The organism is Gemmobacter aquaticus, assembly GCF_007859075.1.
Lineage (GTDB): Bacteria > Pseudomonadota > Alphaproteobacteria > Rhodobacterales > Rhodobacteraceae > Gemmobacter > Gemmobacter aquaticus.
In genome coordinates this window covers 127,112-153,249 of record NZ_VOAK01000026.1, presented here as the reverse complement: position 1 = coordinate 153,249, position 26,138 = coordinate 127,112, and the positions used below count along the sequence as shown (strand labels likewise).

Sequence of the window (26,138 nt, the reverse complement as noted above, 5' to 3'; positions counted from 1 at the left end):
ACTGTGTTCCCTGACCTTTCGCTCCTTCGATCTGACTTCTGACTTTTCTGCGCCTCGACTGCGCGAACCTTGCGAAAGCTTCTGACTGTGCTGGTAGAGATTGTTGAAGATTTTGTGCGGCATGGGCGGTCTCTGACCGAGCCCGCTTTTGTCTCCCTCGCGATTTATCGATATGGGCGATTTGCGATCCACATTCGCAACCCTGCGCTGCGCTGGCTGGCCAGCAAGTGGTACGGGGTGCTCAAGGTACTGATCCTGAACATCACCAAGATCTGGATCCCGCCAAGCACCCGGATCGGCAAGGACTTTCATATCGTCCATGCGGAAGGCTCGCTGTCGATCCATCCGGAGGCCGTCATCGGTGATCGGTGTGGTGTCATGCACAATGTCACCATCGGAACCAACATGGGGCCCGGCGCTCCGGTGATCGGCGATGATGTGTTTATCGGCGTCAACTCCTCGGTCCTCGGCAAGATCCGGGTGGGTGACCGCGTCCGGATCGGCGCCAACACCTGTGTCACCACCAACGTCCCCTCGGACTCGGTTGTCATCGGCTCACCGGCCCGGATTTACCCCCGCCTGCCGACCTTCGCGAAAGGCGCGCAGAAATGAAGGGCGAGACACTCTATCGCCTGCTGGCAGACAACCTGCCGCGGCGTGCGGAAAAGATCGCGCTGATCGATGCGGGGCGGCAGGTGAGCTATGCCCGTCTCATGACCGAAGTTGATCGGGTCGCAAGCTGGCTTGTGGGCCAGGGTGTCGCAGCCGGTGACCGGGTGATCGTCCATGTCCGCAAAGGCATCGACGAGGTGGCCGCGATGTTTGGCGCGCTGAAGATCGGCGCTGTCGTTGTGAATGTGAACGTCCAGTGGACGCCCACCCAGCTTGCCTATGTCGCGGGCGACTGTCGGGCCAGTGCCGCGATCCTTGGCACGACAGGCGCTGCGGGCGCGCTCCCCGCCGACCTGCCGCTGTTGATCCGGGAGGGGAAGAAGTTGCCCTCGGTCGCGGCCCGCTGGGACGATCTGGCCGAGACAGAGGTGGCAGAGTTTGCCCCCGAACCTGACAGCCTCGCCATGATCATCTACACCTCCGGCTCTACCGGGATGCCCAAGGGCGTCATGCTTAGCCAACGCAACATCCGCATTGGCGCGCTTGCCGTGGCCGAATATCTGGACCTGTCCGAGGATGACCGGTTGCTCTCGGTGCTGCCCTACAGCTTTGATGCCGGGCTCAACCAGTTGACGACCATGCTGCTTGTGGGCGGCACGGTTGTTCACCAGCCCGTCGCCATGCCGTCCGAGGTAATCCGCATGGCGATACGTCATGCTGTGACAGGGATTGCGGGCGTGCCGCCCCTGTGGAACCAGATCGCGCGCTATCTGCGCGACGCGCCGACACCTCTGCCCGCACTGCGCCGCATCACCAATACCGGCGGCAAGATCCCGCCCGACATCCTGCCGCTTTTGCCCCAAGTCTTTCCCGGCGCGCGCATTTTCCTGATGTATGGTCTGACCGAGGCATTTCGGTCGACCTACCTGCCGCCTGAACGATTTGCCGCCAAGATGGGGGCAATTGGTCAGGCCATACCCCATGCGCAGGTCTTTGTGGTTAAGCCAGGCATCGGCCTGGCCGGGCCGGGCGAACAGGGGGAGCTTGTCCATGCAGGCCCCCTCGTCAGCATGGGCTACTGGGAGCGCCCCGAACTTACCGCTGAAAAGATCCGACCCTGCCCGGAACTTGCCTCGCTGATCGGTGATACCCCGGTGGTCTGGTCGGGCGATCTGGTGCGCGTCGATGCAGACGGCGATCTTTGGTTCGTGGGGCGGATGGATGACATGATCAAGACGCTCGGGTTTCGTTTGTCACCGACCGAGGTTGAAGACCTCGTGTCGAAATCCGGGTTGGTCACCGATGTCGTGGCTTGGGGTGTTGATGACGCCGAGCTTGGTCAGGCCGTGCATATCGCGGCTAGCCTTGGCCCGGATGCGACCGAGGGCGCCGTTATGGCCCACTGTCGCAAGGCCATGGCCCATTACATGGTCCCGCGCCGCATTCACCCATGGCCCGGCGCCATGCCCCGCACGGCCAGCGGTAAGCTGGACCGTCCCGCAATCATCACCGCCTGCAAGGCGCTTCTCTGAACCGACCGGAGGACCATATGCCCCTGACCTCAACAGCCCTCATCCACTACCTGCATGATGATCTGAACATTGATCAGGAGATCGCGCCCGAGACCGAGCTGTTCTCCTCCGGCATGCTCGATTCCGTCGCAATGACCAACATCATCATGTATCTTGAGGAGACAGCAGGCATCGTCGTCCGCCCCGCCGACGTCACGCTTGAGAACTTCGACACGGTCAAGGCCATCGTCGATTACGCTCATGCCGGGGCCTGACCTCGACAGCATCCTTGCCGGGGCGGCCGAACGGTTCGGCACCCCGGCCTATATCTATCTGACCGACGCCATAGAGACGCGCCTGACTGAACTGCGGGCCAGTCTGGGCGCTTGGTTCGACGTCAGCTACGCCATGAAGTGCAACCCAAACCCGGCCCTGCTCGCCTGGCTTGCACCACGGGTGGACCTGATCGACGTCTCGTCGGGCGGCGAATTTGCGTTGGCCTGTGCGGCGGGCTGGCAGGCACAGCGTGCCTCATTCACCGGCCCGGCAAAACGTGACGACGAATTGCGGGCAGTGATTGCGGGCGGGCTTGGCGAGCTTGTCATCGAAAGCCCGCGCGAGGCGCGCGCCGCCGACCGGATTGCCGCAGAACTGGGCGTCGTGCAGCCCGTGCTGATCCGTCTGGCACCGGACCGGGTGCCAAAGGGGTTTGGCGATCATATGGCGGGTCGGCCCAGCCCTTTCGGCATCGATATCGAAGATGCCCCTGTGGCGCTGCCCCAGATCCTTGCCTTGCCCAATCTGCATGTGATCGGGCTGCACATCTATTCGGGCACGCAGTGCCTTAGACCCGACGCCATCGCCGAGAACTGGCGTATCTACATGCAGATCTTTCGCGAGACCTGCGCGACCCATGACCTGATGCCGCAGAAGCTTGTATTCGGGGCGGGTCTGGGCATCCCCTACCATCCGGGGGACACTGCGCTGTCGTTGCCGCAGATCGCCGCCGACATCGGCCCGGATCTGAACGCGTTTCGCAACGAGCCCCGCTTTTCGCGCACGAAGCTGGTGCTGGAGCTTGGCCGCTTTCTGGTGGGTGAGGCCGGGTATTTTGTCACCCGCGTCATTTCAACCAAATCCTCGCGGGGCAGCCGCCTTGCGATCTGCGACGGCGGCATGAACGCGCATCTTGCCGCCTCGGGAAATTTCGGGATGGTGCTGCGCCGCAACTACGTCATTCACAAGATCGGCGGCGGGGACGAGGTTGAAAAGGTCGATATCTCCGGCCCGCTTTGCACATCGATCGACAAGATCGGCGGGGCGGTGCTGCTGCCGCCGCTGGCTGAAGGCGACCTGATCGCAATCCACACGAGCGGCGCCTACGGACCGACCGCAAGCCCCTTGCACTTCATCTCGCACCCTACCCCGCGCGAGATCCTTGTCGAGGGAGCTCAGGCCCGCGACGTGACCCGGATCGCGTGACGGGTGGGGAGGACGCCGCGACCGCTGGCCTAGCGCCCGTGACGCTTTACATCTTGCCGCCGCGCAGATCGAGCAGCTCGCCCGTATCGCGCATCTTGCAAACCATGTGCTGATGCCCGACGGCGGCCTCGATTTCCCATTCATGCTTTCCCGGCGAACGGGCCTTGATGATATGGACCTGCCCCACTGGCACGGCAAAGTTCCCCGCGACCCGCTCGGCGCAGCCCTTGTTGGCCATGTAGGGTGCCTGTGAGTTGGCCGCGTGCTTGCGATGAGCCATGCTGTTCTCGCGCTCGGTATTGCCGGCCTGATATCCTTGGGCATAGGACGGCGTCTTGTTGCCTTCCCAATAGGGGTAGCCATGCACACCGTCGCGGTAGCCACGCTCAAACTCGGCGGTTTCCTCGCCGTTTGCCGGAGTGTAGCCATCCTTGTAGTGGTGCTGGTTGTGCGCGAGGGCAGCGATACCAAGGATAGCCAAGGCGGCTGCAACCTTGTGATCAGTGTCGCGATCTGCCCAAAGCGGCGTCGCGAAGCCCTGCGCCGCAACCGCGGCGATGGCAAAAATGGAAAGCAGTTTCTTCATCCGGCAATCTCCGGTTCAGGGCGGTGCCGCCAACCCGGCAGGATCAGGAGGCAGGACCGCAGGATCATTCAGGGCGCGGAGCAGATCCGCACCCAAGACAAGCCTATTCGCCACCAGTACAACCCGGCTATCCGGTAGGCGAAAAATGTGGCGTAGGTCTGATCGACTGCGCCGGGGCCGAAGCAAGGCACCAGACCAGGCGTCATTGGCTGATTGATTCTTGACGCGATCTGCACGGGTAATCTGCCGCAGGGATCGCACTGCGCATCCGCCCGACTTTTCACCGGTTGGCAGCTATCAGGGGTTCCTGTTCGGACCCCGCGCTTGCGAATTGCAGCCAGATCGCGTGATTGCCTTTTCAGTGTCGGCCAAGCCGTGCAATCTATGTATGTGTTCTTTGTAGCCGGCTCGTATTTCGTCCCTTGAATTTTCCAGAGAGCATCATGGGCCAGATTGAAGTCCAGAACCTTGTTTGTGGCGGCGAAGCTGGCGGGGCTTTTGAGTCCATCCTATTCTCCAGCACGCATGCCTTTGCCTTTGATCAGGATCAGGGTCGCCTGCGCACCGCGCAGTACCGATATGGCAATCCGGGTATCCGGATCGGGCGGGTCAGGTCCTCGGGTCATCGGATCAGTCTGACCGAAAAGCAGAACGTGACCTTTCTGATGCCCCGCAACGGGGCACTTTCGATCTGCATAGCGGGTCGGAACGTCGTCATTCCGGGCGGCGGGTCAGGACTACTGCGGCCAAACACGCGCACGACGCATGTACGGGCACCCGAGGCGGGCCTGTTTGACGGGCTGGTCCTGATGCTGCCCGAAGACGGCCTGCGCCAGATCGCCGTTGATGCAGGGATCGAGTCAGCTCTGTGCCGTGACCTTTTGCCCGCAAAGGCCGCAACGACGCAGAGGCTGGCATCTTATCTCGATTTCCTGATCCAAGATCTTGCCCTGCAAGACGGTGGCGTCATGCCACCCCGCACCGCCGCAAGCCTTGACGCGCTCTTGCGTGACTTGCTGGCCGACTGGCTGGCCGATGTGACAGAAGCGGCCGCAACCTCGGCTGTTGATCTTCTACGCGTGCGCCGGGCCGAAGAGATCTTCATGGACCGCGCCGACGAGGTGATCTCGATCGCAGAGGTCGCACGCGAATTGGGCCTTTCACTTCGCAGCCTGCAAGCCGCATTTCATGCCGTGATGGGGATCGGCCCCAAGGCGCGCCTTACCCACATCCGCTTGGAACGGGCACGCGCCAGCCTTCTGAGGGCCGAGCCGGAAGAGCAGGTCACAGCCATCGCGCTGGATTGCGGGTTCACCCATCTCAGCCGTTTTGCCGAGGCTTATTTCCGCACCTACGGCGAACGCCCCAGTGAAACGCTTGCCCGAAAGCGGCGCATATCAGATCGGCCAGCGCGGTATTCGGCCTGAAACATGCGCGGCCCCATGGGGTTTGCGCGTTTCGGATAGCCCGACCGGAAGGAGCCAAGCCACACCTGTTTCAGGTGCCAGACCTTCCAACCGGGATTCCCAGGAATGAATACCGAGCAGATCATCGCGACCATTCAGGGACTTCGGTCTGCCGAGCCTGCCGACAAGGCCTTTCCGATCATTGCCTCGGGCGGAGCTGTCTCTGCCCTCCCGGTCACCATCGAGGCCTGCCCACGGCCCTTGCCGGCGACCGAGGTCGAAGGACAGACCGTGATTTGCGGGCGGGTCGACGTGCCCGAGAACCACGACACGCCCGAAGGCACGCGGATCAGCCTTGCATTCGCGGTGCTCAAGGCCCGCACCCTCAGCCCCGCGCTCAATCCGCTGGTCTATCTGCACGGAGGGCCAGGAGGGGGCGCAGTCCGCGATCTTGCAGGCATCGTCGTGCCCCTGTGGGAGGGGCATCGGGCGCGGCGCGATGCGGTGACATTCGACCAACGCGCAGCCGGCATCTCATCAGACATGGTCACCTGCTTTTCGACTTTCGAGACTAGCCTTCTTGACCTCTTCAAACCCGACAAGCTCGACGATTCACAGCGGAAGGGAATTTTCAGCAAATGTACCGCCGAGCTGAAAGAGGAAGGGCGCGACCCCTCGGCCTATAACACCGTACAGAACGCACGCGACGTGCAGGCCATCATGCAGACGCTGGGCTTTCCCGAAGCGGGGCACGGCGCGCTCATCTTCTCGCAATGCACCAAGGACATTGGCCTGGCCTTCGTCGAACGGCCAGGTGATGCACTATCGACCGGATGTATCGAGACGCTGAAACCCAAATGGGTGCTACCGAGCGAGTAACCGCCATGCCCCACTTCGAGGGCGGCCGAACCACAGACGACCGAAGGAATTCATCCATGATCCGATCCCGTATCCTGCAGTTGATTGCGGTTGCGGCCAGCCTTGTCTGGGCAAGCCTTGCCGCCGCGCAGGACGCCGCGCCGTATACAGCCACAGCCGCAATGCTGGCGATCGGAGAAGACCCCGAGCGACCGGATGCCGAGATCTTTCATGTGGCCTACACGCTGAATGGCGCCGACCCGACCACGCGCCCGGTGACATTTCTGATCAACGGCGGGCCGGGTGGGGCAAGCATCTTTCTGCATATCGCGGCCATCGGCCCGCTGACGATTGCCACGGCCGGCGATGGCACATTTCCCCCCGTACCTGCGCGACTGGAGAAGAACCCTGACAGTTGGATCGACTTTACCGATCTGGTGTTTATCGACCCTGTTGGCACAGGTTACAGCCGGATGTTGCCGGGGCCCGACGGGCAGGCTGGAGACCCGAAAAAATACTACGCGGTTGACAGCGACATCCACTCGATTGCCTGGTTCATCCGGCAGTGGCTGACCGTGAATGACCGGTGGGGATCGCCCAAGGCGCTGGTGGGGGAAAGCTATGGTGGACAGCGCGTTGCCGGTCTGTCCCGCGTTCTGGCAGAGAATTACGGCATCAACCTGAACCGCGCTGTCCTGATTTCGCCCGCGCTGCATGCCGACATCGCCGAGACGCGCTATTCGATCCTCGGTCCGTTGACGATGTTTCCCACGCAGGCCGCGATTGCTGCGCATTACGGGCTGAACGGTGCATCCAAAGGCCCCGAGGCGCTGCCCGAATTCGAGACTTTCGCACTGGAGAAGCTGACGACCGGGCTGACAACACTCGGCCGGTCTGATGCGGCAACCCAGAAGGCTTTCTTCGAGACGGTCGCGAAGATGATCGGCCTTGACCCGGAACTGGTGGCACGCAAGCGGGCCCGGATTGACGATCAGACCTTTGCCGCGTCCATCCTGCAGGACAAGGGTCTTGTCCTTGATCGCTACGACGGGACGGTCGCCGTAGAGAACCCGATCCCCGAGATGCCGGGACTGAACACATTTGACCGCTCGATCGCGGTGCTGACGGGGGTGCTTCTGCCGCCGTTCATGGACTACGTCCGGGGTGATCTCGGCTACCGGACCGACCGCAACTATGTCCCTCTGAATATGGAGGCGAACATGCAGTGGGATCGTAGCTCATCCGCGGGCGGGCCAGATGATCTGGCGCTGGCGCTGACCCAGAACCAGGACCTGAAGGCCCTTGTGGTGCACGGCATGCATGACCTTTCGACGCCCTATTTCCGCACCCGTTACATGCTGGAACAATCGACAGTGACGCCCGAGGCCCGAGCGCGGCTTTACCTCGGCGTCTATCCGGGCGGCCATATGTTCTATCTGCAAAGGTCCAGCCGGGCAGAGTTTGCAGCGGATGTGCGGGCGTTCTACGGAGGGATCAAATGATGATGCGTTCGGCACTTCTGGCCCTCGCGCTCGCCGGTGCGCTACCGGCCATCGCGCAAGATGATCTCGCGAGCCAGATCGCCGCTCTTCAGATCGACCGGCTGCGCCCACTGGATTTCACGCCGTTTTCCGATGCCCTTGGCGCGTTCAAGCCGACGCCAGAACTGGACGCGCTGATCGCAGGGGCCGATATCGCAGCAATCCAGGCGGCCATGGCTGATGGACGCCTGTCCGCAGAGACGCTGACGCTGTGGCATCTGACCCGGGTTCAGCGCCTGGATGATCGCCTGCGCGGCATGCTGGAGATCAACCCCGCAGCCCTCGCCGAGGCAAAGGCCGCTGATGCGCGGCGGGCAGCCGGCAGATCGCTGGGTCCGCTGGACGGCATCCCGATCACCCTGAAGGATAACATCGGCACCGCAGGCCCGATGCACACAACCGCCAACGCCGAAGTGCTTCTCGACAATGTCGCCCCAGCGGATGCACCGCTGGTCGCAAATCTGCGCGCGGCGGGGGCCGTGATCATCGGCAAGGCCAGCCTTTCGGAGTTTGCAGGTGCCATTGCTGCGGGCTTTCCCTCGGGCGGCAGTGGCGCAGTTGGTGGTCAAGGGATCAATCCGCTTGGCCCCTACCCGACCTACGGATCAAGCTCCGGCTCAGCGATCAGCGTCAGCGCAGGCTATGCCGTTGCCAGCATCGGGACAGAAACGTCAGGCTCGCTGATCGCCCCGTCGGCGGTCATGGGCCTTGTGGCCATGAAGCCTTCGGCCGGGCTTGTTCGTGGTGAGGGTGTGGTGCCCCTGGTCCTGGGCAATGACGGGGCCGGGCCTATCGCGCGCAGCGTGCGTGATGCAGCCCTTCTGCTTGCCGCGATAGACGAGACCGACACCGACTATGCGTCTGGCCTGTCCATCGGGGCGCTGGATGGTGTCAAGGTCGGCATTCTGACGGCAGGCATCCACGAGGCCGGTGACTACAGTCAGATGCTGCAGCGGGCCGGTGCCGCGCTTGCCATGCTGGGGGCAGAGATGCACCCGGTGATGCTGCAGGACGGCAGTGGAACGCTGGACGCTTTCATTGCCTACCTGAGCTCGGGCCTGCGCTACGATATGATGCCCTATGTCACCGCGCGCCATCCCGAACTGGTCAGCCCCGAAGACCTGATCGCCTATAATGCTGCCGATCCGGCACGTCGCGCGCCGTTTGGGCAGGGTCTGATCACGCTGATCGCGCCCATGTCCAAGGATTTCACGCCCGAGGATCACAAGGAAATCGGGGCCGACATGCGCGCAGCCGCAACAGGCGCGCTGGATGCGGCCTTTGCTGCAAAGGGCGCCGAGGTCCTCGTCAGTATCGCAAACCTGCAGGCGCCTTTCTATGCAACCGCCGGATACCCCGCCATTACAGTGCCGACCGGGCGCCGCGATGATGACGAGCCTGCAGGGATAACGCTGATCGGCAAAAAGGGGCAGGATGCACAGCTTCTGGCCTTTGCCTATGCGTTCGAGCAGATGACACGCGGGCATATCGCGGCCGAACTGCCCTAGGGGCACGTTGGTCCACCCCGCGGGGCGTGTCAAACACGGCGCACGTCACCTGCGGAGAGCAAGAAGTGATGCGAACCACCGATCCAAAGCCCAATATCCTCTTGCGAATCCTGCACTTTCCGCTGGTCCGGGTGCCGATTTTGGGGGGTATCCTGTTTCTGGGCATGGGGATCAGCAATGGCTTCATCTTCGCCTATGCGGACCAGCCGCTTGTCAGCCTTGTCATCGTCCTTGGCCTGTGCGCGCTTGCGCTTGCGGTCTACTGGGGTTTCGTCCGTTTCGTTGAACGCCGTCCGGTAACCGAGCTTGCAAAGCGCGGCCGGCGGCAGTTCGGCATGGGCCTCTGGCTCGGGTTTCTTCTCTACGCCGCCTCTATTGCGATCCTGATGTGGCTTGGCGCCTATCGCATCGGGGGGGTCAATTCATGGCTTTACCTGCTGCCCATGCTGCCAATGGCGATCAGCTCGGGCGTGTTTGAGGAGCTGATCCATCGTGGCGTGTTGTTCCGCGTCACCGAGGAGTATCTGGGTAGCTGGATTGCGCTGGCGGCCTCCTCGCTGGTTTTCGGACTGCGCCACCTTGGGAACGAGGATGGCACGCTTCAAGGGGCGCTCTTCCTCTCGGTCGAGGCCGGGGTTCTTCTGGCTGCGGCGTTCATGCTGACCCGTCGCCTGTGGCTTGGGATGGGCTTTCACATGTCGTGGAACTATACCCAAGGCGGCATCTTCTCGGGCGCGGTATCGGGCAATGAAATGCCACCGGGACTGATCGCCCCGGTGATCAGCGGGCCCGAGCTGCTGACGGGCGGGAAGTTCGGCGTCGAGGCCTCGATCATCGCCTTTGCCCTCTGCACTGTGACCGGCTTGATCCTGCTGGTCATGGCGATCCGAAGCGGCAGGATCATCCTGCCGTTGTGGCGGCGCAGCGTCTGACCCATTTGCCTTGCGGCCCCCGCAACGACTGCCAAGGGCCGCAAGACGGTGGTTGGTCTCAGACTTTTTCGACCGGCGGGATCTTCCACGAACCGTCGATGATCGAGGGCGTGTTCTCGTCGGGCCAGTACAAGCGCAGCATGAGGTGGAACTTGCCTTCCGGCGCGGGAAGCCAGTTGGCCTCGAGATCTTTGCCGGGGCTGTCCTTCTGGATGTAGATTGTCAGCGACCCATCCGCGCCATAGGTCGGATTGGTCCGCACACTCATCGAGTAGCGGTTGATCGGATTGGCGACGAAGAACATGTTCTCGTCATACATGGTCAACGACCAGAAGCCTTTGACGGGGGGCAGCTGCCCTTTGGGGAAGACGAGCGTGTACTTGTTCTCACCGCTGTAGCTTTCAATCTTGTTGGGCTTCAGCGAGGTCGGGTAGATCGCGTCCTGCGGCCGGTTGGCGCCAAGGCCGATCGCGGTGATCAGCGCGCGCTGGATATAGTTCGTGCCATAGGTGCCGGCCTTCGTGGTGAAGGACCAGCCATTCTCGCGCGTCATGTCACCGTCCGAGTCGATGAAATGCGCCATGATGCGGCCATAGGAAACCTTGGGGAGCTTGTCATCAATCACAGAACTGACCGCCGTGGGGTCGAATGGCTGGCCGGGAACGAGGCCCATGCCGGCAAAGACCTCGAGCGCAGGCGCATCGGCCGCTGCGGGCGGATTGCGCTTCATCAACTCGGCCAGCAGCGTGAAGTAATCTGCCGCCGACATTGCGTTCACCTGATCGCGGGTTGGTGTCTTCATGTCGATTGACGCATCCACCTTGCCGGCGGGGGGCGTATAGTCGCTGCCCCAGGTGCTCAGTGGCTGCAGCTTGAAGGCATCCTGCAGCTTGTGGACAGCCTCATAGTCCTCGGGCGTGCCGGTGCAGTAGATGCGGCCCAGAAGCCAGACCATCGCGGTCGGGGCCTTCAATTCGGTCATGCCATCGGGAACGGTTCCGCTCCACCCCGGACCGGTGATCAGGAATGTCTTGGCCGCCCCGCCCGTGGTGCGGCTGCCCGGCACCTGAAACACATCCGTCCAGCCCGACAGCATCGGCAGCAGGAAGAAGCGGTCGCCCATGTCAGGCTGATCCAGAACCCATGGCTCGTCCCCGACATCGAAGAAGGCCGTTGTATAAAGTGTATCGGCATTCGGGGCGGTGATGTCGCGGTAGCTTGCATCCGGATAGGACCTGACCCTGATCAACGATCCCATCGGCCCACGTGTCCCTTCGGGTGCGGCCACGTTCGTGATGATGCGGCGCGTCATCTCCATCGTGACCAGCGGATAGCCGAATATGTATGCGTCCGAAGCGGTCGCGAATTCGTCTGTACCTTCGATAAGGCCCAGGATCGGGCTGTCGTTCTCGGCAAGCGCACGACCGCTGGCGGCGGCCATCGCAATCAGGCTGGTTGCGCTAAGGGCAAAGGTGCGTCTGGTCAGGGACATGGTGCAATCCTTTTTGTCTTGGAATCTGCGCAACGATATCCCAATGATTTGATTGCGGCTTTGGTTTTGAGGACAATCATGCTAGTGGCCCCGCATCCTTCCGCGGCCATGCAAAGGCTTGGGGTCGGGAGCGAACTTCCGAGCATACTTAAAGAGTTGGGTGCAAACCCGGCAGCGCTGTTCTCCGAGATCGGCGTTGATCTTGGTGCCGTCAGCCCTGACCTGCGGCTGGAGTTTTCGCGACTGCTCCACCTGCTCTATCGCGCTGCCGAGGTTACCGGTTGCCAACACATCGGTTTGCTCTGCGGGCTGCGCTTTGAAATGCAGCACCACGGCATGATCGGCGCGCTGATGCAGACCGCCCCCACCCTTTGGCAAGCCATGGAAGATTTCGTAACGCTTCAGCCGGGCCATTCGAGCGGCGCCATTGTCTATCTGCACCGCAATGGACCGGATCAATTCGTAGGTTACGGCATCTACACACAGACACATCCGGGCGCCTTTGTTCTTTACGACGTCGTTGTTGGTGTTGGCGTGCGCCTGCTGCGGCACCTGCTCCAAAATGGCGCAAGCCCGCTTGAAGTCCAACTCAGCCATAGCGCGCCGTCCAATGCCCCGCTCTATTCACGGCTTTTGCGCACGCCTGTCCGATTTGATCAGCTGCGGACCTGCCTGGTGCTGGATGCCGCCACGATGGCCAAAAGACTTCCTGGCGCCAATCCTCTCAAACGGCGCGAAATGCTGAACCTGATTGCGTCAATGTCGTCGCGGTCAGTCTTCGTCCTTTCGGACAGGGTCAGGAACGAGATCCGGCGCGCCCTGCTGCATGGGGCACCAAGGATGCCGGATATCGCCCATCGACTTGGCATCAACGAACGCACACTCCGGCGCAGACTTCTGGATGAAGGTACCGACTTCACGACGCTAAGCGATGAGGTTCGCCTTGCAGTCGCCAACGAATTGCTCGCCCTGACGAAGCTTCCGATTGGCGATATCGCAAGCGCCATCGGCTTTGCCTCGCCCAGCGTTTTTGCCGAGACCTTTCGCCGGTGGAGCGGCCAGACCCCCACGAGCGTCCGTGCAGCGGCGGTCGAACCTCACACTCCGATGCCCGATGCCGGGATCAGAATGCCCAGGCTGGATCCTCGGTGAAGGAAATCGTCAACCAGCGGTTCGGCCCCTCGTCGCCGATTGCATCCCCCACCTCTTGCCGGATGGCATCAAGCTGCGCCACGCTGCTTAGGGGCCATCCGGGCGGTGTGATGAAATGGATCTCAATCAGCGTGGCCCGGCCGACCTGCGCGACATAGGTATAGCTGTCGGCAAACCCGTGGCGTTCCCGCGCCGCTGCGGCCACGGTCAGGACGTGGTGATCCAGGTCTTCCGGGGCCACCCGCAGGATACCCGCAACCGCCTCGCGCAGATCCGCGAAGGGCATGGGGATCACGACCAGACAGACCAGCGCCAGAATGACCGGATCGACATAGGGTTGCACCCAGGCCAGCGACGTACCCTCAAGCGCGCGACCGATCGCAAAGCCCACCAGAAGCGCCAGCGTGATGGCGCCAGACATCAGCCAGCCCTTCGCGTCCAGCGCCACAAAGCCTGACCCAAGGCGGAGGTTCTGCCGACGCTGCCGGGCGGCCATCGCAAAGCAGATCACGATGACGATGACCGTGTAGAGGATGGCTGCGTCAAAGTTCAGCTCAGTGCCGCCCTCAAAGATCAGCATGACCGACGAGACCAGCGCATATCCGGCTGCCAGCGTGAGCATCGTGGCATTCAGCGCCAGCACCATCGGCTCCAGATGCCAGAAGCCGTACTGATAGCGCACCCGGCCCGGTGCCTCTTCGTCATGCTTCAAGGCATCCCGCAGGATGAGCCGCGCAACCAGCAAGGCGAGCGCCCCCATGGTTGCGTCAATCAGCGCATAGACACCATCGAAAAGGATAGAGAACGACCCGGTCAACAGACCGAAGAGAAAGCCAAGACCCGAGACACAGAGCGTCGCCGCAACCGCGGTCAGCAGCAGCCGCTGTTCAAGTCGGCCGCGGATCTCGACTGCGCGCATGACCACCCTCCCCCGTCAGCGACTGTTCGCCCTGCGGTCCGCGCCAGTCATCCTGCCATCTGTGCCCATTTCAGAGAACGAGACAAGCCCATTGCCTGACGGCGAAAGCCATCAGGCAATGGGTGGGTTGCATGCTGCCCGACCGAAAGATTTGCGTCAGCCGAGAACCTTGCGCACTGCACGCTCGGCGGCCCTGACGACCGTATCCGCCTCGGCCCGAGTCAGGCAAAGCGGCGGGGCAAAGCCCAGGATATCGCCCTGCGGCATGGCGCGACCGATGACCCCCTCTTCCAGCAAGGCGGCCGCGATGGCGGGCCCCACTTTCCGCGCGGGATCAAAGAAACGGCGATCGTCCTTGTCGTCGACGAATTCCACCGCAGCCATCAGCCCGTCGCCGCGCACCTCACCCACGTTGCGATGTCCTGCCAGCGCATCCGTCAGCGCCTTGCGGAAATAGGCCCCGGTATCACCGGCATTCTGCACCAGACCCAGCTCGTCGATCAGCTTGAGGTTGGCGACACCGGCCGCAGCGCAGACCGGATGGGCAGAGTAGGTCCAGCCGTGACCGATCGGCCCAAGCTGATCCGACCCCTGCACCAGCACATCCCACATGCGGTTCGATATGATCGATCCCGACAGCGGTGCATAGGCCGAGGTCAGCCCCTTGGCGATGGTGATCAGGTCGGGCTCCATCCCGTAGTGCACCGATCCGAACATCGTGCCCAAGCGGCCAAAGCCCGTCACCACCTCATCGGCGACCAGCAGGATGTCATACTTCTTCAGCACCGCCTGAATGGCTGCCCAGTATCCTGCGGGCGGCGGCACGATGCCCCCGGTGCCAAGGATCGGCTCGCCGATGAAGGCGGCGACTGTGTCCGGCCCTTCGGCAAGGATCATCTCCTCAAGCTTCGCCGCGCAATGGGCGCTGAACTGCTCTTCCGTCATCGAGCGGTCCTCGCGGCGGAAGTAATATGGCGCTTCGGTGTGCAGGATCGGCGCGCGCGGCAGGTCAAAGGCCGTGTGGAACAGGTGCAGACCCGTCAACGATCCGGTCATCACGCCCGATCCGTGATAGCCACGCCAGCGCGAGATGATCTTCTTTTTCTCGGGGCGGCCAAGGATGTTGTTGTAATACCAGATCAACTTGATGTTGGTCTCATTGGCATCCGAGCCCGAAAGACCAAAGTAGACCCGGCTCATATGTGCGGGCGCACGTTCGATGATCATGCGGGCCAGCGTGATCGAGGCCTCGGTCCCGTGGCCGACATAGGCGTGATAATAGGCCAGTTCACGGGCTTGCTCGGCAATCGCATCAGCGATCTCGGTGCGCCCGTACCCCACGTTGACACAGTAGAGCCCCGCAAAGGCATCGAGGCTGCGTTTGCCGTTGGTGTCGACGATGGTGCATCCCTCGCCGCCCGCGATCACCCGGCGCGGGGTTTCGCCGCGCGCATGGGCCCCCATGTGGGTCGAGGGATGGAAAAAGTGGTCACGGTCCCAGGCGTTCAGGTCGTTTTCACGGTCAAGCATAGTGGTTCCTTTCCCGCCTCAGGCGGCAGTGTCGATGCAAAGGTATTTAAGTTCGGTGAAGGCCTCCATGCCGTGGCGCGAGCCTTCGCGCCCCAGACCTGACTGCTTCCAGCCCCCGAAGGGTATGGGGCCACCGGTGATCTTCACGCGGTTCACGGCGACCATGCCAAACTCCAGCGCGCGCGACAGACGCAGCGCCCGCGCGCCATTGCGGGTGACGAGATAGGCGGCCAACCCGTATTCGGTGTCATTGGCGCGCGCGATCACCTCTGCCTCGGTGTCAAACGGCAGCACCGAGGCAACCGGGCCAAAGGTTTCCTCGCGATGGATCAGCGCATCGTCCGGGGCATCTGTGATCAGCGTCGGCAGATAGGCCAGCGGCAGGTCCGCATGAACGCCGCCGCCCGTCACCACCCGGCCGCCCCGTGCAACTGCGTCGCGCACCTGCTCGGCCACTTTGGCCAGTGCGCGGGCATGCATCAGGGGGCCGATATCGCTGTCCGGCTCAAGCCCCGAGCCGACCTTCAGGGCCGCAATCCGTTCGGCAAACCTGGCGGTGAAGGCAGGCAGGATCGCGCGCTCCACATAGATGCGGTTCGCAGCAAGGCAATCCTGGCCTGAAGTTGCAAACTTGGCGTCCATCGCGATCTGGACCGCGCGGTCAATGTCGGCATCGGCAAAGACGATCAGCGGGGCGTGGCCGCCAAGTTCCATCACCAGCCGTTTCATGGTCGGTGCACATTGGGCCGCGATCATCCGGCCGATCCCGGTCGAGCCGGTAAAGGACATGGCGCGCAGCCTGTCATCGGTGCACATCCGGCCAACGATCGTCGCCGCATCACCCGGCACGATGTTCATCACCCCGGCGGGCAGCCCCGCGCGCTCGGCAAGTTCGGCCAGCGCAAGCCCGGAGAGCGGTGTTTCCGCCGAAGGATGCACGACGCAGGTGCAACCGGACGCCAGAGCCGCCGCAACCTTGCGGGTGATCATGGCCGAAGGAAAGTTCCACGGTGTCACGATCCCGACCGGCCCAAGAGCTTCGCGCCGCACGATCATTTCGACATCACGCAGATGCGGTGTCACGCCCTCGGCGTTCATCCGCAGTGCCTCGCCTGCATACCAGTCAAGGAAATCGGCCGCATAGGCGATCTCGCCCCGGCTTTCGGACAGGGGCTTGCCCTGTTCCAGCGTCATGATCAGCGCCAGATCCTCGGTCGCGGCCAGCAAGAGCTGCGCCCAGGTACGAAGGATGCGGGCGCGGTCCTGCGGGAGGCGGTCGCGCCAGGCAGGAAACGCGGCAGTGGCGGCGGCAATCGCGGCGTTGGTCTCGACCACGCCAAGTGCTGCGACGCGGGCAACCTGCGCGCCCGAGGCAGGGTCGGTCACCGTAAAGTCGGCGGCATCCGGGGCGGCAGTCCAGCGCCCCCCGATATGGCCAAGCGTGCGCAAGAGCGACCGGTCGGTCAGGCGGGAAAGCGCAGGGTGGGTGCTGTGCGGGGTGCAGGCGTTCATCGGACGATCTCCTGAATGGCTGCACCCACTGTGCAGGGAGAAGCCCAGAGAAGGGGACCAAAGCTGGCCGCCCTCATGGACCGAACTGCGCCCCGCACCGCGCTGAGATAGAGACTTTCTCTATTTGACCCCGAACAGGGCCATCGGCAGCGGCTCATCCTCCTTCAGCGTCTTGGTGACGATGTAGGTAAAATACCGGTCGATGCCGATTTCGGCGGCCAGCATCCCGTCGATCAAACGCTGATAGGCGTCGATGTCCTGCGCCACGACCTTGAGGAAATAGTCCACCCCTCCGCCAACCGACCAACAGGCAACGACGGACTCCATCTCCATGACCGCACGCTCGAACCGCTCGAAGTCGGCTTGCCGGTGGTTTGCCAGCGCCACCTCGACCAGCACCGTGGTGAACGGAGCCACGCGGCGCGGCGCGAGACGGGCATGCCATCCGGCGATGATCCCGGCCTGTTCCAGTTTGCGAAGCCTGAGCCAGCAGGGCGTGGGTGACAGCCCAGCGACCTCAGCAAGCTTGAGCTTGGTGATCCGTCCGTCCCGTTGCACCGCCTGAAGGATGCGCAGGTCGATGGCGTCCAGTTTCATCAGGGTCACTCCGCAATTCTCTGATTGCAGATTGATATGATTTTGACCACATTTGCAATCATGACAAACTGGATGCCCAACCCCGCCAACCTGACGCGCCCGGCCTACCTGTCATTGGCCGAGCAGTTTGCCCGCGCCATTGAATCAGGCGAGTTGCCGATTGGCACCCGGTTGATGCCACACCGCAAGCTGGCCGATCTGCTGGGTCTGTCGGTGCAAACCGTCAGCCGCGCCTATGACGAGCTGATCCGCCGCGGACTGATCGCCGGAGAGGTTGGTCGCGGCTCGTTCGTTCTGGGACCCGGCGCCGAGGCACGGCAGCCCTATCTGCCAGAACGTCCGGGCGAGATTGTGGACCTCTCTATCCTGAAGCCGGTCGTCGAGGCTGTGCATCTTGACCGGATGCGTCAAGGGTTTGCATGGCTCGCCGAAAACCTTGCCGCGCCGTCGGCCTTGTCATTCCGGCCCAATATGGTGATGCCCTATCACCGTGAAGTCGCAGCCAACTGGCTGATCCGGCAGGGCGTTCCGGCAGAGGAGCAGGGCATCGCACTGACCAACGGGGCAACCCCCGCTATCACCGCAGCAGTGATGAGCGTAGCGCCGCCCGGATCGGGCATCGCGGCCGAGATGCTGACCCACCACACGCTTATGCCCCTTTGCAGCTATCTGGGGCTGCACCTTGAAGGGGTAGCAATGGACGCATCCGGCATGCTGCCCGCCGCCCTGCATGAAGCTGCCCGCAAAGGGATGATCCGCGCGGTCTATTTGCAGCCAAATGTTATCAACCCCTTAGCCATGATCATGCCGACAGACCGGCGGTCTGAACTGGTCGAGGTCTGCCACAGACATGACCTTGCGATCATTGAAAACGATATCCTGAATGTCATGATCCCGGATCGCGCGCCGCCCTTTGCCGCGCTGGCGCCCGAACGGACGCTGCATATCTGCGGCTTTACCAAGATCACGGTGCCTGGGATGCGGATGGCCTATCTGCATGCGCCGACGCGCCATGCCACGGCGATGGCCAATCGCCATCTTGTCGCGAACTGGATGGCGACCCCGCCCATGGCCGACCTTCTGTCGCACTGGGTATCAGACGGAACCGTCACCGATCTGGCAGCCTGGCAGGCCCGTGCGATGGCCGAACGTCATGATGTTGCGGCCGATGTCCTGGGCGCGGCAATGCCGCACTGCCACCGCAACAGCCTGCACCTCTGGCTCCGCCTGCCCGATGGCTGGACGGAAGAGAGCTTTGCGGCTCAGGCCCGGCTGCGCGGCGTGGCGGTTGCTTCGGGCAGCGCCTTCCGCGCGTCAGACCGCTGGCGACAGGAATCGATTCGCATAGCCCTTGGTTCGACCCGGACGGAAGAGCTGCGCCACGGGCTTGCTGCAGTAGCTGCCATGCTTTTGAACGCGCCTGAGCCACTTTTGCCGAACATTTGACTGTTCAAAGTGTCCTGCGGCCAGCTAAAATTGTCATGATATTATTTATTAATTGACATGATTTTAAGTCATGCCAATTGTCGCCCCAACCAGAACCGGGGAGACAGGCGTGACCACACCGATCATCCGCATCAACCAATTGGACAAGTCCTTTGGCACGCTGAAGGTGCTCGACGGGCTGTCCTTTGATGTCATGCCGGGCGAGAAGCTGGCGCTGATCGGCCCCTCCGGTTCGGGCAAGACCACAATTCTGCGCATCCTGATGACGCTCGAAACCATTTCAGGCGGCCATATCGAGGTTTGCGGCGAACAGCTTTACCACATGCAGAAGGGCGGAACGGAAGTGCCGGCCAATGAGGCGCACCTGCATCACATGCGTCGCCACATCGGCATGGTGTTTCAGCACTTCAACCTGTTTCCGCACAAATCGGTGCTCGACAACGTCACGCTCGCCCCGATGCTGACCAAGGGCGAGCCAAAGGCAAAGGCCGAGGCCCGCGCAATGGAACTGCTCGACATGGTCGGGCTCGCCGACAAGGCGAAGTCCATGCCAAGCCAGCTCTCGGGCGGCCAGAAACAACGCGTCGCCATTGCGCGTGCGTTGGCGCTGCAGCCGCGCATCATGCTTTTTGACGAAGTGACGAGCGCGCTCGACCCTGAGTTGGTTGAGGAGGTGCTTCTGGTGATGAAGCGCCTCGCGGCCGAGACTGACATGACGATGCTACTTGTCACGCATGAGATGGGCTTTGCCCATGAATTCGCCGACCGCGTCCTGTTCTTCGACAAGGGCCGCATCGTCGAACAGGGTCCGCCGGACCAGATCTTCCGCAACCCAGAACACGAACGCACACAAACCTTCCTGCGCAAGATCATCGCCGCAGGGCACCGTGTCTGATCCAGCCACCGACAGAGAGGACGTAGTATGAAAAAGACCCTTCTGACCCTTGCCCTCATGGCCGCGCCAGCCGCAGTCATGGCCGACACCCTTGCCGATCTCAAGGAACAGGGCTTTGCCCGGATTGCCATTGCGAACGAGCCCCCCTTTACGGCCGTTGCCGCCGATGGAACTGTTTCGGGTGCGGCGCCCGATGTGGCGCGCGAAATCTTCAAGCGTCTTGGCGTACCCGAGGTGGTCGCCTCGATCAGCGAATATGGCGCGATGATCCCCGGCCTTCAGGCTGGTCGCCATGATGCCATCACCGCGGGCCTGTTCATGAAGCCCGAGCGCTGCGCGGCTGTCGCCTATTCCGAGCCCGTGCTCTGCGATGCCGAGGCGTTCCTTCTGCCCAAGGGCAATCCCAAGGGCTTCAAGTCCTACGCCGACATCGCGGCGAACCCGGACGCCAAGATCGGCGCACCGGGCGGCGGCACCGAGGAAAAACTGGCGTTGGAAGCTGGCGTGCCGCGCGACCGTGTGATCGTGGTGCCGGACGGGCAGTCAGGCGTGAAGATGCTGCAGGACGGGCGGATCGATGTCTACTCGCTGCCGGTCCTGTCGATCTCTGACCTGATGGCCAAAGCGGCCGATCCGAACCTAGAAATGGTGGCCCCGGTCATAGGCGCGCCTGTCTACTGCGACGGCGCAGCCTTCCGCACGGAGGATGCAGCACTGCGCGACGCCTTTGACGTCGAACTGGCCAAGATGAAGGAATCTGGAGAATTTGCCGCGATCATAGAGCCTTACGGGTTCTCGGCAGCTGCCGCGATCTCCACCAGCCGCGCAACCCTCTGCGGCGAGTGACCCCCTCCGGGCGGCGTGGCGCAAGGCGCGATGCCCGGCTTTTTCTTCTGAACGAAAGCCCAAGTTCATGGCCGATTGGTCCGGATATCTGAACCTTATCCTTCAGGGGGCGCTGGTGACTGCGCAACTGACGGTCTATGGCTCGATCCTCGCGCTTGCCGCCGCGTTTCTTGCCGGTCTTGGCCGGCTGTCGCAATGGCGGGCGATCCGCTGGCTCTCGACAATCTACATCGAGTTCTTTCGTGGGACGTCGATTTATGTGCAGCTCTTCTGGGCCTATTTCGTGCTGCCCTTCATGGGCATCAGCCTCTCGCCAATGGCGGCGGGCATCATGGCTTTGGGCCTGAATGTCGGGGCCTATGCCGCCGAGGTGGTGCGCGGCGCGATCCTGTCGGTGCCGCGCGATCAGTATGAGGCGACGACCGCGCTGAACCTGACCCGGTTCCAACGGATGCGCCATGTGATCCTGCCGCAGGCCCTGCCCCTGATGCTGCCGACCTTTGGCAACAACGCCATCGAACTTCTGAAGGCGACCGCCGTGGTGTCGCTGATCTCGCTTACCGACATGACGTTTCAGGCCCAGATCGTGCGGGCACAGACCGGAAACACGTTGATCCCCTTTGCCATGATACTGATCCTCTATTTCGCAATGGCCCTGATCATCTCCGCCTCGATGCGGCTTCTTGAACGCCGCATGACGCGCGGCCTTGATGGGGTGCGCTAGGATGCAGTGGGATTGGACCTTCGTCGCCGAGATCATGCCCACGCTCTTGCAAGGGCTGAAGCTGACCCTGCTGATCACGCTGCTTTCTGCCATCGTGGCGGCTGCCCTGGGCCTTGTCTTTGCGATCGCACGGCGATCGCGGAACCCGCTGGTCGCACGGCCCGTTTCCTTTGTGATCGAATTCATCCGGGGCACGCCGCTGCTGGTGCAGCTCTACTTCATCTTCTACGTGCTGCCGGATGTCGGCATCCTGCTGCCGCCACTTGTCGCGGGCGTGATCGGCATGGGGTTGCACTACGCAACCTACACGGCCGAGGTGTACCGCGCCGGTATCGAGAACGTGCCAAAGGGCCAGTGGGAGGCCGCACGCGCCACCAATCTGACCACGCGACAGACCTGGGTCCATGTCATCGTTCCGCAAGCTGTGCCGCCAATGATCCCTGCGCTGGCGAACTATCTGATCGCCATGTTCAAGGAGACGCCGCTTCTGTCGGCCATCACCGTGCTGGAGTTGATGAATCAGGCGAAGTCGGTCGCGAATTCCAGCTATCGTTACATCGAGCCGATGACGATGGTGGGCGTGTTCTTCCTTGGAATGAGCCTTGTGTCGGTCGTCATGCTGCGCTGGTTGGAGCATCGTTTCGGAAGGCTGGGAAAATGACCGATATCCGCATCTTCTCACGCGCGCCGCGTCTGGATGACCGCCCCGTGGCCCACCGCGTCGGGCTGGTTGCCTTGGCCACCGACCATACATCAGAGCTGGATTATGCCCGGATCCTCGTCCCCGCAGGTGTGGGGATCTATGTGAACCGCATCCCGTTTGCCAATCCGGTGACGCCCGAGACCCTGAGGGCGATGGAGGGCGATCTGGCCGAGGGTGCCGCGCTGATCCTGCCGGATGAGCCGCTTGATGCCATCATCTATGGCTGCACCTCTGCCTCGGTCTGCATTGGCGATGCCGCCGTGCGGGCGCAGGTCGCAAAGGGCAAACCCGGATGCCCGGTCGTCACGCCGATCTCAGGCGCTCTTGCAGGCCTGCGGGCCATGGGCGCACGACGGATTTCGGTGCTGACCCCCTATACTGTCGACACCTCGCGCCCGATGGCTGCGCTGTTTGCGGCCGAGGGTTTCGAGATTGACCGCTTCACCTGCCTCGATATGACCGACGATCGGGACATGGCACGGATCGCGCTGGATGATCTGGTGGACCTTGCGGCATCGGCGGCCGACCCGGCTTCAGACGCGCTGTTCATATCCTGCACTGCGGTGCGTGCAGCAGGCGTGATCGACCGGATCGAGGCGGCAAGCGGCCTGCCCGCGCTTTCATCGAACTATGCCGCAGCGTGGCAAGTCGCGCGGATCTGCGGGCTGGATCATGCGCTGACCCCTGGCCACCTGATGACCCTGGGGTTGCCGCAGTGAACACGCCCCTGCCCGTTACCCTTGCGGATATCCGTGCGGCCGAGGCGCGCATCCGTGGCCGCGTGCGCCACACTCCGCTGATGGTCGATCCGCGCCTTTCGGGCGTTCTGCTCAAGCAGGAATACCGGCAGGAGACCGGCGCGTTCAAGCTGCGGGGCGCAACGAATGCGATCCTGTCACTGTCCGCCGATGAGCTTGCGCGCGGGGTGGTTACCGCCTCCACCGGCAATCATGGGCGGGCACTGGCCCATGGAGCCCGCGCTTGCGGGGCCAGGGCTGTGGTCTGCCTGTCCCATCTGGTGCCTGCGAACAAGGTTCAGGCCATCCGCGATCTGGGCGCCGAAGTCCGTGTGGTCGGCCAAAGCCAGGATGAAGCGATGGCAGAGGTTGCCCGCGCGGTCGCCGAAGAGGGGCTGATCGAAGTGCCCCCCTTTGATCATCCGGCCGTTGTTGCCGGGCAAGGCACGCTTGGGCTTGAGCTGCTGGCCGATTGCGCAGCGCCGTCATCGGTGCTGATCCCACTGTCGGGCGGTGGTCTTGCAGCCGGTGTTGCGGCAGCGGTCCGGTCGCTTTCCCCCTCGACCCGGCTCGTCGGCGTGACGATGGCGCGCGGCGCAGCGATGGCCGCGAGCCTCGCGGCAGGTCAGCCGGTTGAGGTGCCCGAGCTTCCGACACTTGCCGACTCGCTGGGTGGTGGCATCGGGCTTGGCAATCGCGTGACCTTTGCCATGTGCCGTGCCCTGCTCGACGATGTGGTTCTGGTGTCCGAAGACGAGATCGCAGAGGCCATGCGCCACATCCGCGCGGCAACCGGCGACGCGGTCGAAGGGGCGGCAGCGGTGGGCGTCGCCGCGATCCTGTCTGGTCGTGTAAAACCCGGCCCTGCAACGGTCTGCATCCTTTCAGGTGCCAATGTCGCGCCCGAAACCTTTGCCCGCATTCTGTAAGGACAGCCCGCATGAGAGATCCCGTCACCATCCTGACCGAAGCCGATCTGCGCACGCTCGTGCCGCTTGACCTTGCTGCCATCGACTGCGTCGAGGATGCCTTCAGGGCGCTGGCGACCAAGCCGGTCGCGATGCCGCCGATCCTGCGGCTGGATATCCCGGAGTACCGGGGCGAGGTGGATGTCAAAACCGCCTACGTGCCGGGGATCGACCATTTTGCGATCAAGATCAGCCCCGGATTCTTTGGCAACCCCGAGATCGGCCTGCCGTCGACCAACGGGATGATGGTCGTGCTCTCGGCGCAAACCGGTCTCGTGCAGGCGCTGCTTCTAGACAACGGCTATCTGACCGATGTGCGTACCGCCGCAGCCGGCGCCGTGGCCGCGCGCCACCTGAGCCGGGCCGAAAGTGCCACCGCCGCGATCCTTGGCGCCGGAATGCAGGCCGAGATGCAGGCGTTCGCGCTGTCGCTGGTGCGACCCGTGCGCACCTTCCGCATCTGGGCACGGGACCCGGCCAAGGCCGAGGCCCTGAGCGCGCGCCTTGCTGCGCGCGGGTTTGCCGCCACCGCCTGCGCCACCCCCGAGACTGCGACCCTTGGGGCGGATGTCATCGTCACGACAACACCTGCAACCCGTCCGATCCTGCAGGATGCAGCGCCGGGACAGCACATAACCGCCATGGGCTCGGACGCCGAACACAAGAACGAGGTGGCACCCGCCCTACTGGCACGGGCTACCTATATCGCCGACCGCCTGTCGCAGACCCGCGTCCTGGGTGAATTGCACCACGCCATCGCAGCAGGCGCGATTCCGGCCGATCGCCAATTTTGCGAACTGGGACAGGTCATCGCGAGCCCCGCCCCCGGTCGCAGTGCGCCCGATCAGATTACCCTGGCCGATCTGACCGGCACCGGCATTCAGGATACCGCAATCGCTGCCCTTGCCGTGACGCGCGCGCGCGCAGCAGGTGCAGGCATGAGCTTTACCGTCTGAGATCAGCATACCGGGCACTGACGCCCGAAGGAGGACAAACCGATGCCCGATGTGGACCTGCGCTTTACCCGCGCCGAGTTCGCGGCCCGTCTGGACAAGACGCGCCGCGCGATGGAACAGAAGGGGGTCGATCTTCTGATCGTGACCGACCCTTCAAACATGAACTGGCTGACCGGCTATGACGGGTGGTCGTTCTACGTGCATCAATGTGTGATCGTTCCACCGAGTGGAGAGCCGATCTGGTTCGGGCGCGGTCAGGACGCGAATGGCGCAAAGCTGACGGCCTATCTGCGCGAAGACAACATCATCGGCTACCCCGACCATTATGTGCAGTCGTCCGAACGCCACCCGATGGATTACCTGTCGGGCATCCTGACCGACAAGGGATGGGGCGGTCTGCGGATCGGCGTCGAGATGGACAACTATTACTTCTCGGCCGCCGCCTACGCCTCGCTGGTCAAACATCTGCCCAACGCCCGCTTCACCGACTGCACCGCGCTGGTGAACTGGCAGCGCGCGGTTAAGTCGTCGCAGGAAATCGACTATATGCGCAAGGCCGGCCGCATCGTCGAAAAGATGCATGCCCGGATCTTCGACACGATCGAGGTCGGCATGCGCAAATGCGATCTGGTGGCCGAGATCTACGATGCAGGTATCCGGGGTGATGCCGAATTCGGCGGCGATTATCCCGCCATCGTGCCGCTTCTGCCCTCGGGTCGCGACGCCAGCGCGCCGCACCTGACATGGGACGACAAGCCGATGCAGCCGAACATGGGAACCTTCTTCGAGATCGCCGGCTGCTACCACCGCTATCACCTGCCCCTGTCGCGCACTGTGTTTCTGGGCAAGCCAACCCAGGCCTTCCTTGATGCCGAAAAGGCCACACTGGAAGGGATGGAGGCAGGCCTCGCGGCCGCCCGCCCCGGCAATACCTGCGAGGATATCGCGCGCGGCTTCTTCGATGTGCTGAAGACGTACGGCATCATCAAGGATAACCGCACCGGCTATCCGATCGGCGTAAGCTACCCGCCGGACTGGGGCGAACGCACCATGTCGCTGCGTCCGGGTGACCGCACCGTGCTTGAGCCCGGCATGACCTTCCATTTCATGACCGGTCTCTGGCTGGAGGACATGGGCTTCGAATTGACGGAATCCATCCTGATCACCGAAACTGGCGTAGAATGTCTGTCAAACGTCCCGCGCAAGCTGTTCGTGAAGGATTGAG

At 62.9% G+C, this 26,138-nt stretch carries 25 protein-coding genes; 19 read left to right on the top strand and 6 right to left on the bottom strand.

Annotated elements, in window-relative coordinates:
• Nucleotides 1-69 precede the first annotated feature (69 nt).
• Genes FQU74_RS18500 through FQU74_RS18485 form a run of 4 tightly spaced genes read left to right on the top strand, consistent with a single transcriptional unit; the run spans nt 70 to nt 3,605 of the window.
• A complete protein-coding gene (locus FQU74_RS18500) occupies nt 70-612 on the top strand; it encodes a serine O-acetyltransferase (RefSeq protein ID WP_229704450.1) in 543 nt (180 codons plus the stop codon).
• Complete coding sequence (locus FQU74_RS18495) at nt 609-2,144, top strand: AMP-binding protein (RefSeq protein WP_146287950.1); 1,536 nt, start codon at nt 609-611, stop codon at nt 2,142-2,144. Before FQU74_RS18500 ends, FQU74_RS18495 begins: the two co-directional genes overlap by 4 nt.
• Nucleotides 2,145-2,161: 17 nt before the next feature.
• Nucleotides 2,162-2,398, top strand: a complete 237-nt coding sequence (locus FQU74_RS18490) for an acyl carrier protein (RefSeq protein WP_146287949.1) — start codon at nt 2,162-2,164, stop codon at nt 2,396-2,398.
• A complete protein-coding gene (locus FQU74_RS18485; protein WP_146287948.1) occupies nt 2,385-3,605 on the top strand; it encodes a type III PLP-dependent enzyme in 1,221 nt (406 codons plus the stop codon). The genes FQU74_RS18490 and FQU74_RS18485 overlap by 14 nt, the downstream gene beginning before the upstream one ends.
• Nucleotides 3,606-3,651: 46 nt before the next feature.
• Here FQU74_RS18485 and FQU74_RS18480 read toward each other — a convergent pair whose 3' ends face one another.
• Nucleotides 3,652-4,191, bottom strand: coding sequence for a hypothetical protein (locus FQU74_RS18480; RefSeq protein ID WP_146287947.1), 540 nt, complete (start codon nt 4,189-4,191; stop codon nt 3,652-3,654).
• Nucleotides 4,192-4,634: 443 nt separating this feature from the next.
• Here FQU74_RS18480 and FQU74_RS18475 point away from each other — a divergent pair, with 443 nt between their 5' ends.
• The 5 genes from FQU74_RS18475 (at nt 4,635) to FQU74_RS18455 (ending at nt 10,436) form a co-directional block, all read left to right on the top strand.
• Entirely contained in the window at nt 4,635-5,618 is a 984-nt protein-coding gene (locus FQU74_RS18475) for a helix-turn-helix transcriptional regulator (protein ID WP_146287946.1), read from the top strand.
• 105 nt (nt 5,619-5,723) lie between these two features.
• A complete protein-coding gene (locus tag FQU74_RS18470) occupies nt 5,724-6,476 on the top strand; it encodes an alpha/beta hydrolase (protein ID WP_146287945.1) in 753 nt (250 codons plus the stop codon).
• A 56-nt stretch (nt 6,477-6,532) separates the two neighbouring features.
• The gene (locus tag FQU74_RS18465) at nt 6,533-7,957 is read left to right on the top strand and encodes a S10 family peptidase (RefSeq protein WP_146287944.1); all 1,425 of its coding nucleotides are present in this window, start codon (nt 6,533-6,535) and stop codon (nt 7,955-7,957) included.
• Nucleotides 7,954-9,504, top strand: coding sequence for an amidase family protein (locus tag FQU74_RS18460; protein WP_146287943.1), 1,551 nt, complete (start codon nt 7,954-7,956; stop codon nt 9,502-9,504). The genes FQU74_RS18465 and FQU74_RS18460 overlap by 4 nt, the downstream gene beginning before the upstream one ends.
• A gap of 68 nt (nt 9,505-9,572) precedes the next feature.
• Complete coding sequence (locus tag FQU74_RS18455; RefSeq protein ID WP_146287942.1) at nt 9,573-10,436, top strand: CPBP family intramembrane glutamic endopeptidase; 864 nt, start codon at nt 9,573-9,575, stop codon at nt 10,434-10,436.
• Nucleotides 10,437-10,494: 58 nt separating this feature from the next.
• On the opposite strand, the gene FQU74_RS18450 is transcribed toward FQU74_RS18455, so the two are convergent.
• Nucleotides 10,495-11,928: a DUF1254 domain-containing protein gene (locus tag FQU74_RS18450; protein WP_146287941.1), complete on the bottom strand. Its 1,434-nt coding sequence runs from the start codon at nt 11,926-11,928 to the stop codon at nt 10,495-10,497.
• A 108-nt stretch (nt 11,929-12,036) separates the two neighbouring features.
• Here FQU74_RS18450 and FQU74_RS18445 point away from each other — a divergent pair, with 108 nt between their 5' ends.
• The gene (locus FQU74_RS18445) at nt 12,037-13,080 is read left to right on the top strand and encodes an AraC family transcriptional regulator (RefSeq protein ID WP_158635637.1); all 1,044 of its coding nucleotides are present in this window, start codon (nt 12,037-12,039) and stop codon (nt 13,078-13,080) included.
• Here FQU74_RS18445 and FQU74_RS18440 read toward each other — a convergent pair.
• The 4 genes from FQU74_RS18440 to FQU74_RS18425 all read right to left on the bottom strand — a co-directional run bounded on the left by FQU74_RS18440 (nt 13,052) and on the right by FQU74_RS18425 (nt 17,638).
• On the bottom strand, nt 13,052-13,999 hold the full coding sequence (locus FQU74_RS18440; RefSeq protein ID WP_146287939.1) for a cation diffusion facilitator family transporter: 948 nt from the start codon (nt 13,997-13,999) through the stop codon (nt 13,052-13,054). The genes FQU74_RS18445 and FQU74_RS18440 overlap by 29 nt on opposite strands.
• A 156-nt stretch (nt 14,000-14,155) precedes the next feature.
• Nucleotides 14,156-15,529: an aspartate aminotransferase family protein gene (locus FQU74_RS18435; protein WP_146287938.1), complete on the bottom strand. Its 1,374-nt coding sequence runs from the start codon at nt 15,527-15,529 to the stop codon at nt 14,156-14,158.
• 18 nt (nt 15,530-15,547) lie between these two features.
• On the bottom strand, nt 15,548-17,041 hold the full coding sequence (locus FQU74_RS18430; protein ID WP_146287937.1) for an NAD-dependent succinate-semialdehyde dehydrogenase: 1,494 nt from the start codon (nt 17,039-17,041) through the stop codon (nt 15,548-15,550).
• A 120-nt stretch (nt 17,042-17,161) separates the two neighbouring features.
• Nucleotides 17,162-17,638 carry an Lrp/AsnC family transcriptional regulator gene (locus FQU74_RS18425; protein WP_146287936.1) on the bottom strand — a complete coding sequence of 159 codons (477 nt, stop codon included), beginning with the start codon at nt 17,636-17,638 and terminating at the stop codon, nt 17,162-17,164.
• A 60-nt stretch (nt 17,639-17,698) separates the two neighbouring features.
• Between FQU74_RS18425 and ehuR the strand changes: the two genes are divergently transcribed.
• The 9 genes from ehuR (at nt 17,699) to doeA (ending at nt 26,137) form a co-directional block, all read left to right on the top strand.
• Complete coding sequence (ehuR, locus tag FQU74_RS18420) at nt 17,699-19,084, top strand: MocR-like ectoine utilization transcription factor EhuR (RefSeq protein ID WP_146287972.1); 1,386 nt, start codon at nt 17,699-17,701, stop codon at nt 19,082-19,084.
• A 109-nt stretch (nt 19,085-19,193) separates the two neighbouring features.
• Nucleotides 19,194-19,979 carry an ectoine/hydroxyectoine ABC transporter ATP-binding protein EhuA gene (ehuA, locus tag FQU74_RS18415; RefSeq protein WP_146287935.1) on the top strand — a complete coding sequence of 262 codons (786 nt, stop codon included), beginning with the start codon at nt 19,194-19,196 and terminating at the stop codon, nt 19,977-19,979.
• 27 nt (nt 19,980-20,006) lie between these two features.
• Nucleotides 20,007-20,825: an ectoine/hydroxyectoine ABC transporter substrate-binding protein EhuB gene (ehuB, locus tag FQU74_RS18410; RefSeq protein ID WP_146287934.1), complete on the top strand. Its 819-nt coding sequence runs from the start codon at nt 20,007-20,009 to the stop codon at nt 20,823-20,825.
• A 67-nt stretch (nt 20,826-20,892) separates the two neighbouring features.
• Nucleotides 20,893-21,549, top strand: coding sequence for an ectoine/hydroxyectoine ABC transporter permease subunit EhuC (gene ehuC / locus FQU74_RS18405; RefSeq protein WP_146287933.1), 657 nt, complete (start codon nt 20,893-20,895; stop codon nt 21,547-21,549).
• A gap of 1 nt (nt 21,550) precedes the next feature.
• Complete coding sequence (gene ehuD, locus FQU74_RS18400; protein WP_146287932.1) at nt 21,551-22,210, top strand: ectoine/hydroxyectoine ABC transporter permease subunit EhuD; 660 nt, start codon at nt 21,551-21,553, stop codon at nt 22,208-22,210.
• Nucleotides 22,207-22,971, top strand: coding sequence for an ectoine utilization protein EutA (gene eutA / locus FQU74_RS18395; RefSeq protein ID WP_146287931.1), 765 nt, complete (start codon nt 22,207-22,209; stop codon nt 22,969-22,971). The genes ehuD and eutA overlap by 4 nt, the downstream gene beginning before the upstream one ends.
• Nucleotides 22,968-23,918 carry a hydroxyectoine utilization dehydratase EutB gene (eutB, locus tag FQU74_RS18390; RefSeq protein WP_229704449.1) on the top strand — a complete coding sequence of 317 codons (951 nt, stop codon included), beginning with the start codon at nt 22,968-22,970 and terminating at the stop codon, nt 23,916-23,918. Before eutA ends, eutB begins: the two co-directional genes overlap by 4 nt.
• Before the next feature lie 11 nt (nt 23,919-23,929).
• Nucleotides 23,930-24,913: an ectoine utilization protein EutC gene (gene eutC, locus FQU74_RS18385; RefSeq protein ID WP_146287930.1), complete on the top strand. Its 984-nt coding sequence runs from the start codon at nt 23,930-23,932 to the stop codon at nt 24,911-24,913.
• A gap of 42 nt (nt 24,914-24,955) precedes the next feature.
• Nucleotides 24,956-26,137 carry an ectoine hydrolase DoeA gene (doeA, locus tag FQU74_RS18380; protein ID WP_146287929.1) on the top strand — a complete coding sequence of 394 codons (1,182 nt, stop codon included), beginning with the start codon at nt 24,956-24,958 and terminating at the stop codon, nt 26,135-26,137.
• The last annotated feature ends 1 nt before the right edge of the window (nt 26,138 follow it).

Bases quoted from the DNA above. Each gene is read 5' to 3' on its own strand.
- FQU74_RS18495 (WP_146287950.1), top strand. From the start codon at position 609: ATGAAGGGCGAGACACTCTATCGCCTGCTGGCAGACAACCTGCCGCGG.
- FQU74_RS18490 (WP_146287949.1), top strand. From the start codon at position 2,162: ATGCCCCTGACCTCAACAGCCCTCATCCACTACCTGCATGATGATCTG.
- FQU74_RS18485 (WP_146287948.1), top strand. From the start codon at position 2,385: ATGCCGGGGCCTGACCTCGACAGCATCCTTGCCGGGGCGGCCGAACGG.
- FQU74_RS18480 (WP_146287947.1), bottom strand. From the start codon at position 4,191: ATGAAGAAACTGCTTTCCATTTTTGCCATCGCCGCGGTTGCGGCGCAG.
- FQU74_RS18475 (WP_146287946.1), top strand. From the start codon at position 4,635: ATGGGCCAGATTGAAGTCCAGAACCTTGTTTGTGGCGGCGAAGCTGGC.
- FQU74_RS18470 (WP_146287945.1), top strand. From the start codon at position 5,724: ATGAATACCGAGCAGATCATCGCGACCATTCAGGGACTTCGGTCTGCC.
- FQU74_RS18465 (WP_146287944.1), top strand. From the start codon at position 6,533: ATGATCCGATCCCGTATCCTGCAGTTGATTGCGGTTGCGGCCAGCCTT.
- FQU74_RS18460 (WP_146287943.1), top strand. From the start codon at position 7,954: ATGATGATGCGTTCGGCACTTCTGGCCCTCGCGCTCGCCGGTGCGCTA.
- FQU74_RS18455 (WP_146287942.1), top strand. From the start codon at position 9,573: ATGCGAACCACCGATCCAAAGCCCAATATCCTCTTGCGAATCCTGCAC.
- FQU74_RS18450 (WP_146287941.1), bottom strand. From the start codon at position 11,928: ATGTCCCTGACCAGACGCACCTTTGCCCTTAGCGCAACCAGCCTGATT.
- FQU74_RS18445 (WP_158635637.1), top strand. From the start codon at position 12,037: ATGCAAAGGCTTGGGGTCGGGAGCGAACTTCCGAGCATACTTAAAGAG.
- FQU74_RS18440 (WP_146287939.1), bottom strand. From the start codon at position 13,999: ATGCGCGCAGTCGAGATCCGCGGCCGACTTGAACAGCGGCTGCTGCTG.
- FQU74_RS18435 (WP_146287938.1), bottom strand. From the start codon at position 15,529: ATGCTTGACCGTGAAAACGACCTGAACGCCTGGGACCGTGACCACTTT.
- FQU74_RS18430 (WP_146287937.1), bottom strand. From the start codon at position 17,041: ATGAACGCCTGCACCCCGCACAGCACCCACCCTGCGCTTTCCCGCCTG.
- FQU74_RS18425 (WP_146287936.1), bottom strand. From the start codon at position 17,638: ATGAAACTGGACGCCATCGACCTGCGCATCCTTCAGGCGGTGCAACGG.
- ehuR (WP_146287972.1), top strand. From the start codon at position 17,699: ATGACAAACTGGATGCCCAACCCCGCCAACCTGACGCGCCCGGCCTAC.
- ehuB (WP_146287934.1), top strand. From the start codon at position 20,007: ATGAAAAAGACCCTTCTGACCCTTGCCCTCATGGCCGCGCCAGCCGCA.
- ehuC (WP_146287933.1), top strand. From the start codon at position 20,893: ATGGCCGATTGGTCCGGATATCTGAACCTTATCCTTCAGGGGGCGCTG.
- ehuD (WP_146287932.1), top strand. From the start codon at position 21,551: ATGCAGTGGGATTGGACCTTCGTCGCCGAGATCATGCCCACGCTCTTG.
- eutA (WP_146287931.1), top strand. From the start codon at position 22,207: ATGACCGATATCCGCATCTTCTCACGCGCGCCGCGTCTGGATGACCGC.
- eutC (WP_146287930.1), top strand. From the start codon at position 23,930: ATGAGAGATCCCGTCACCATCCTGACCGAAGCCGATCTGCGCACGCTC.
- doeA (WP_146287929.1), top strand. From the start codon at position 24,956: ATGCCCGATGTGGACCTGCGCTTTACCCGCGCCGAGTTCGCGGCCCGT.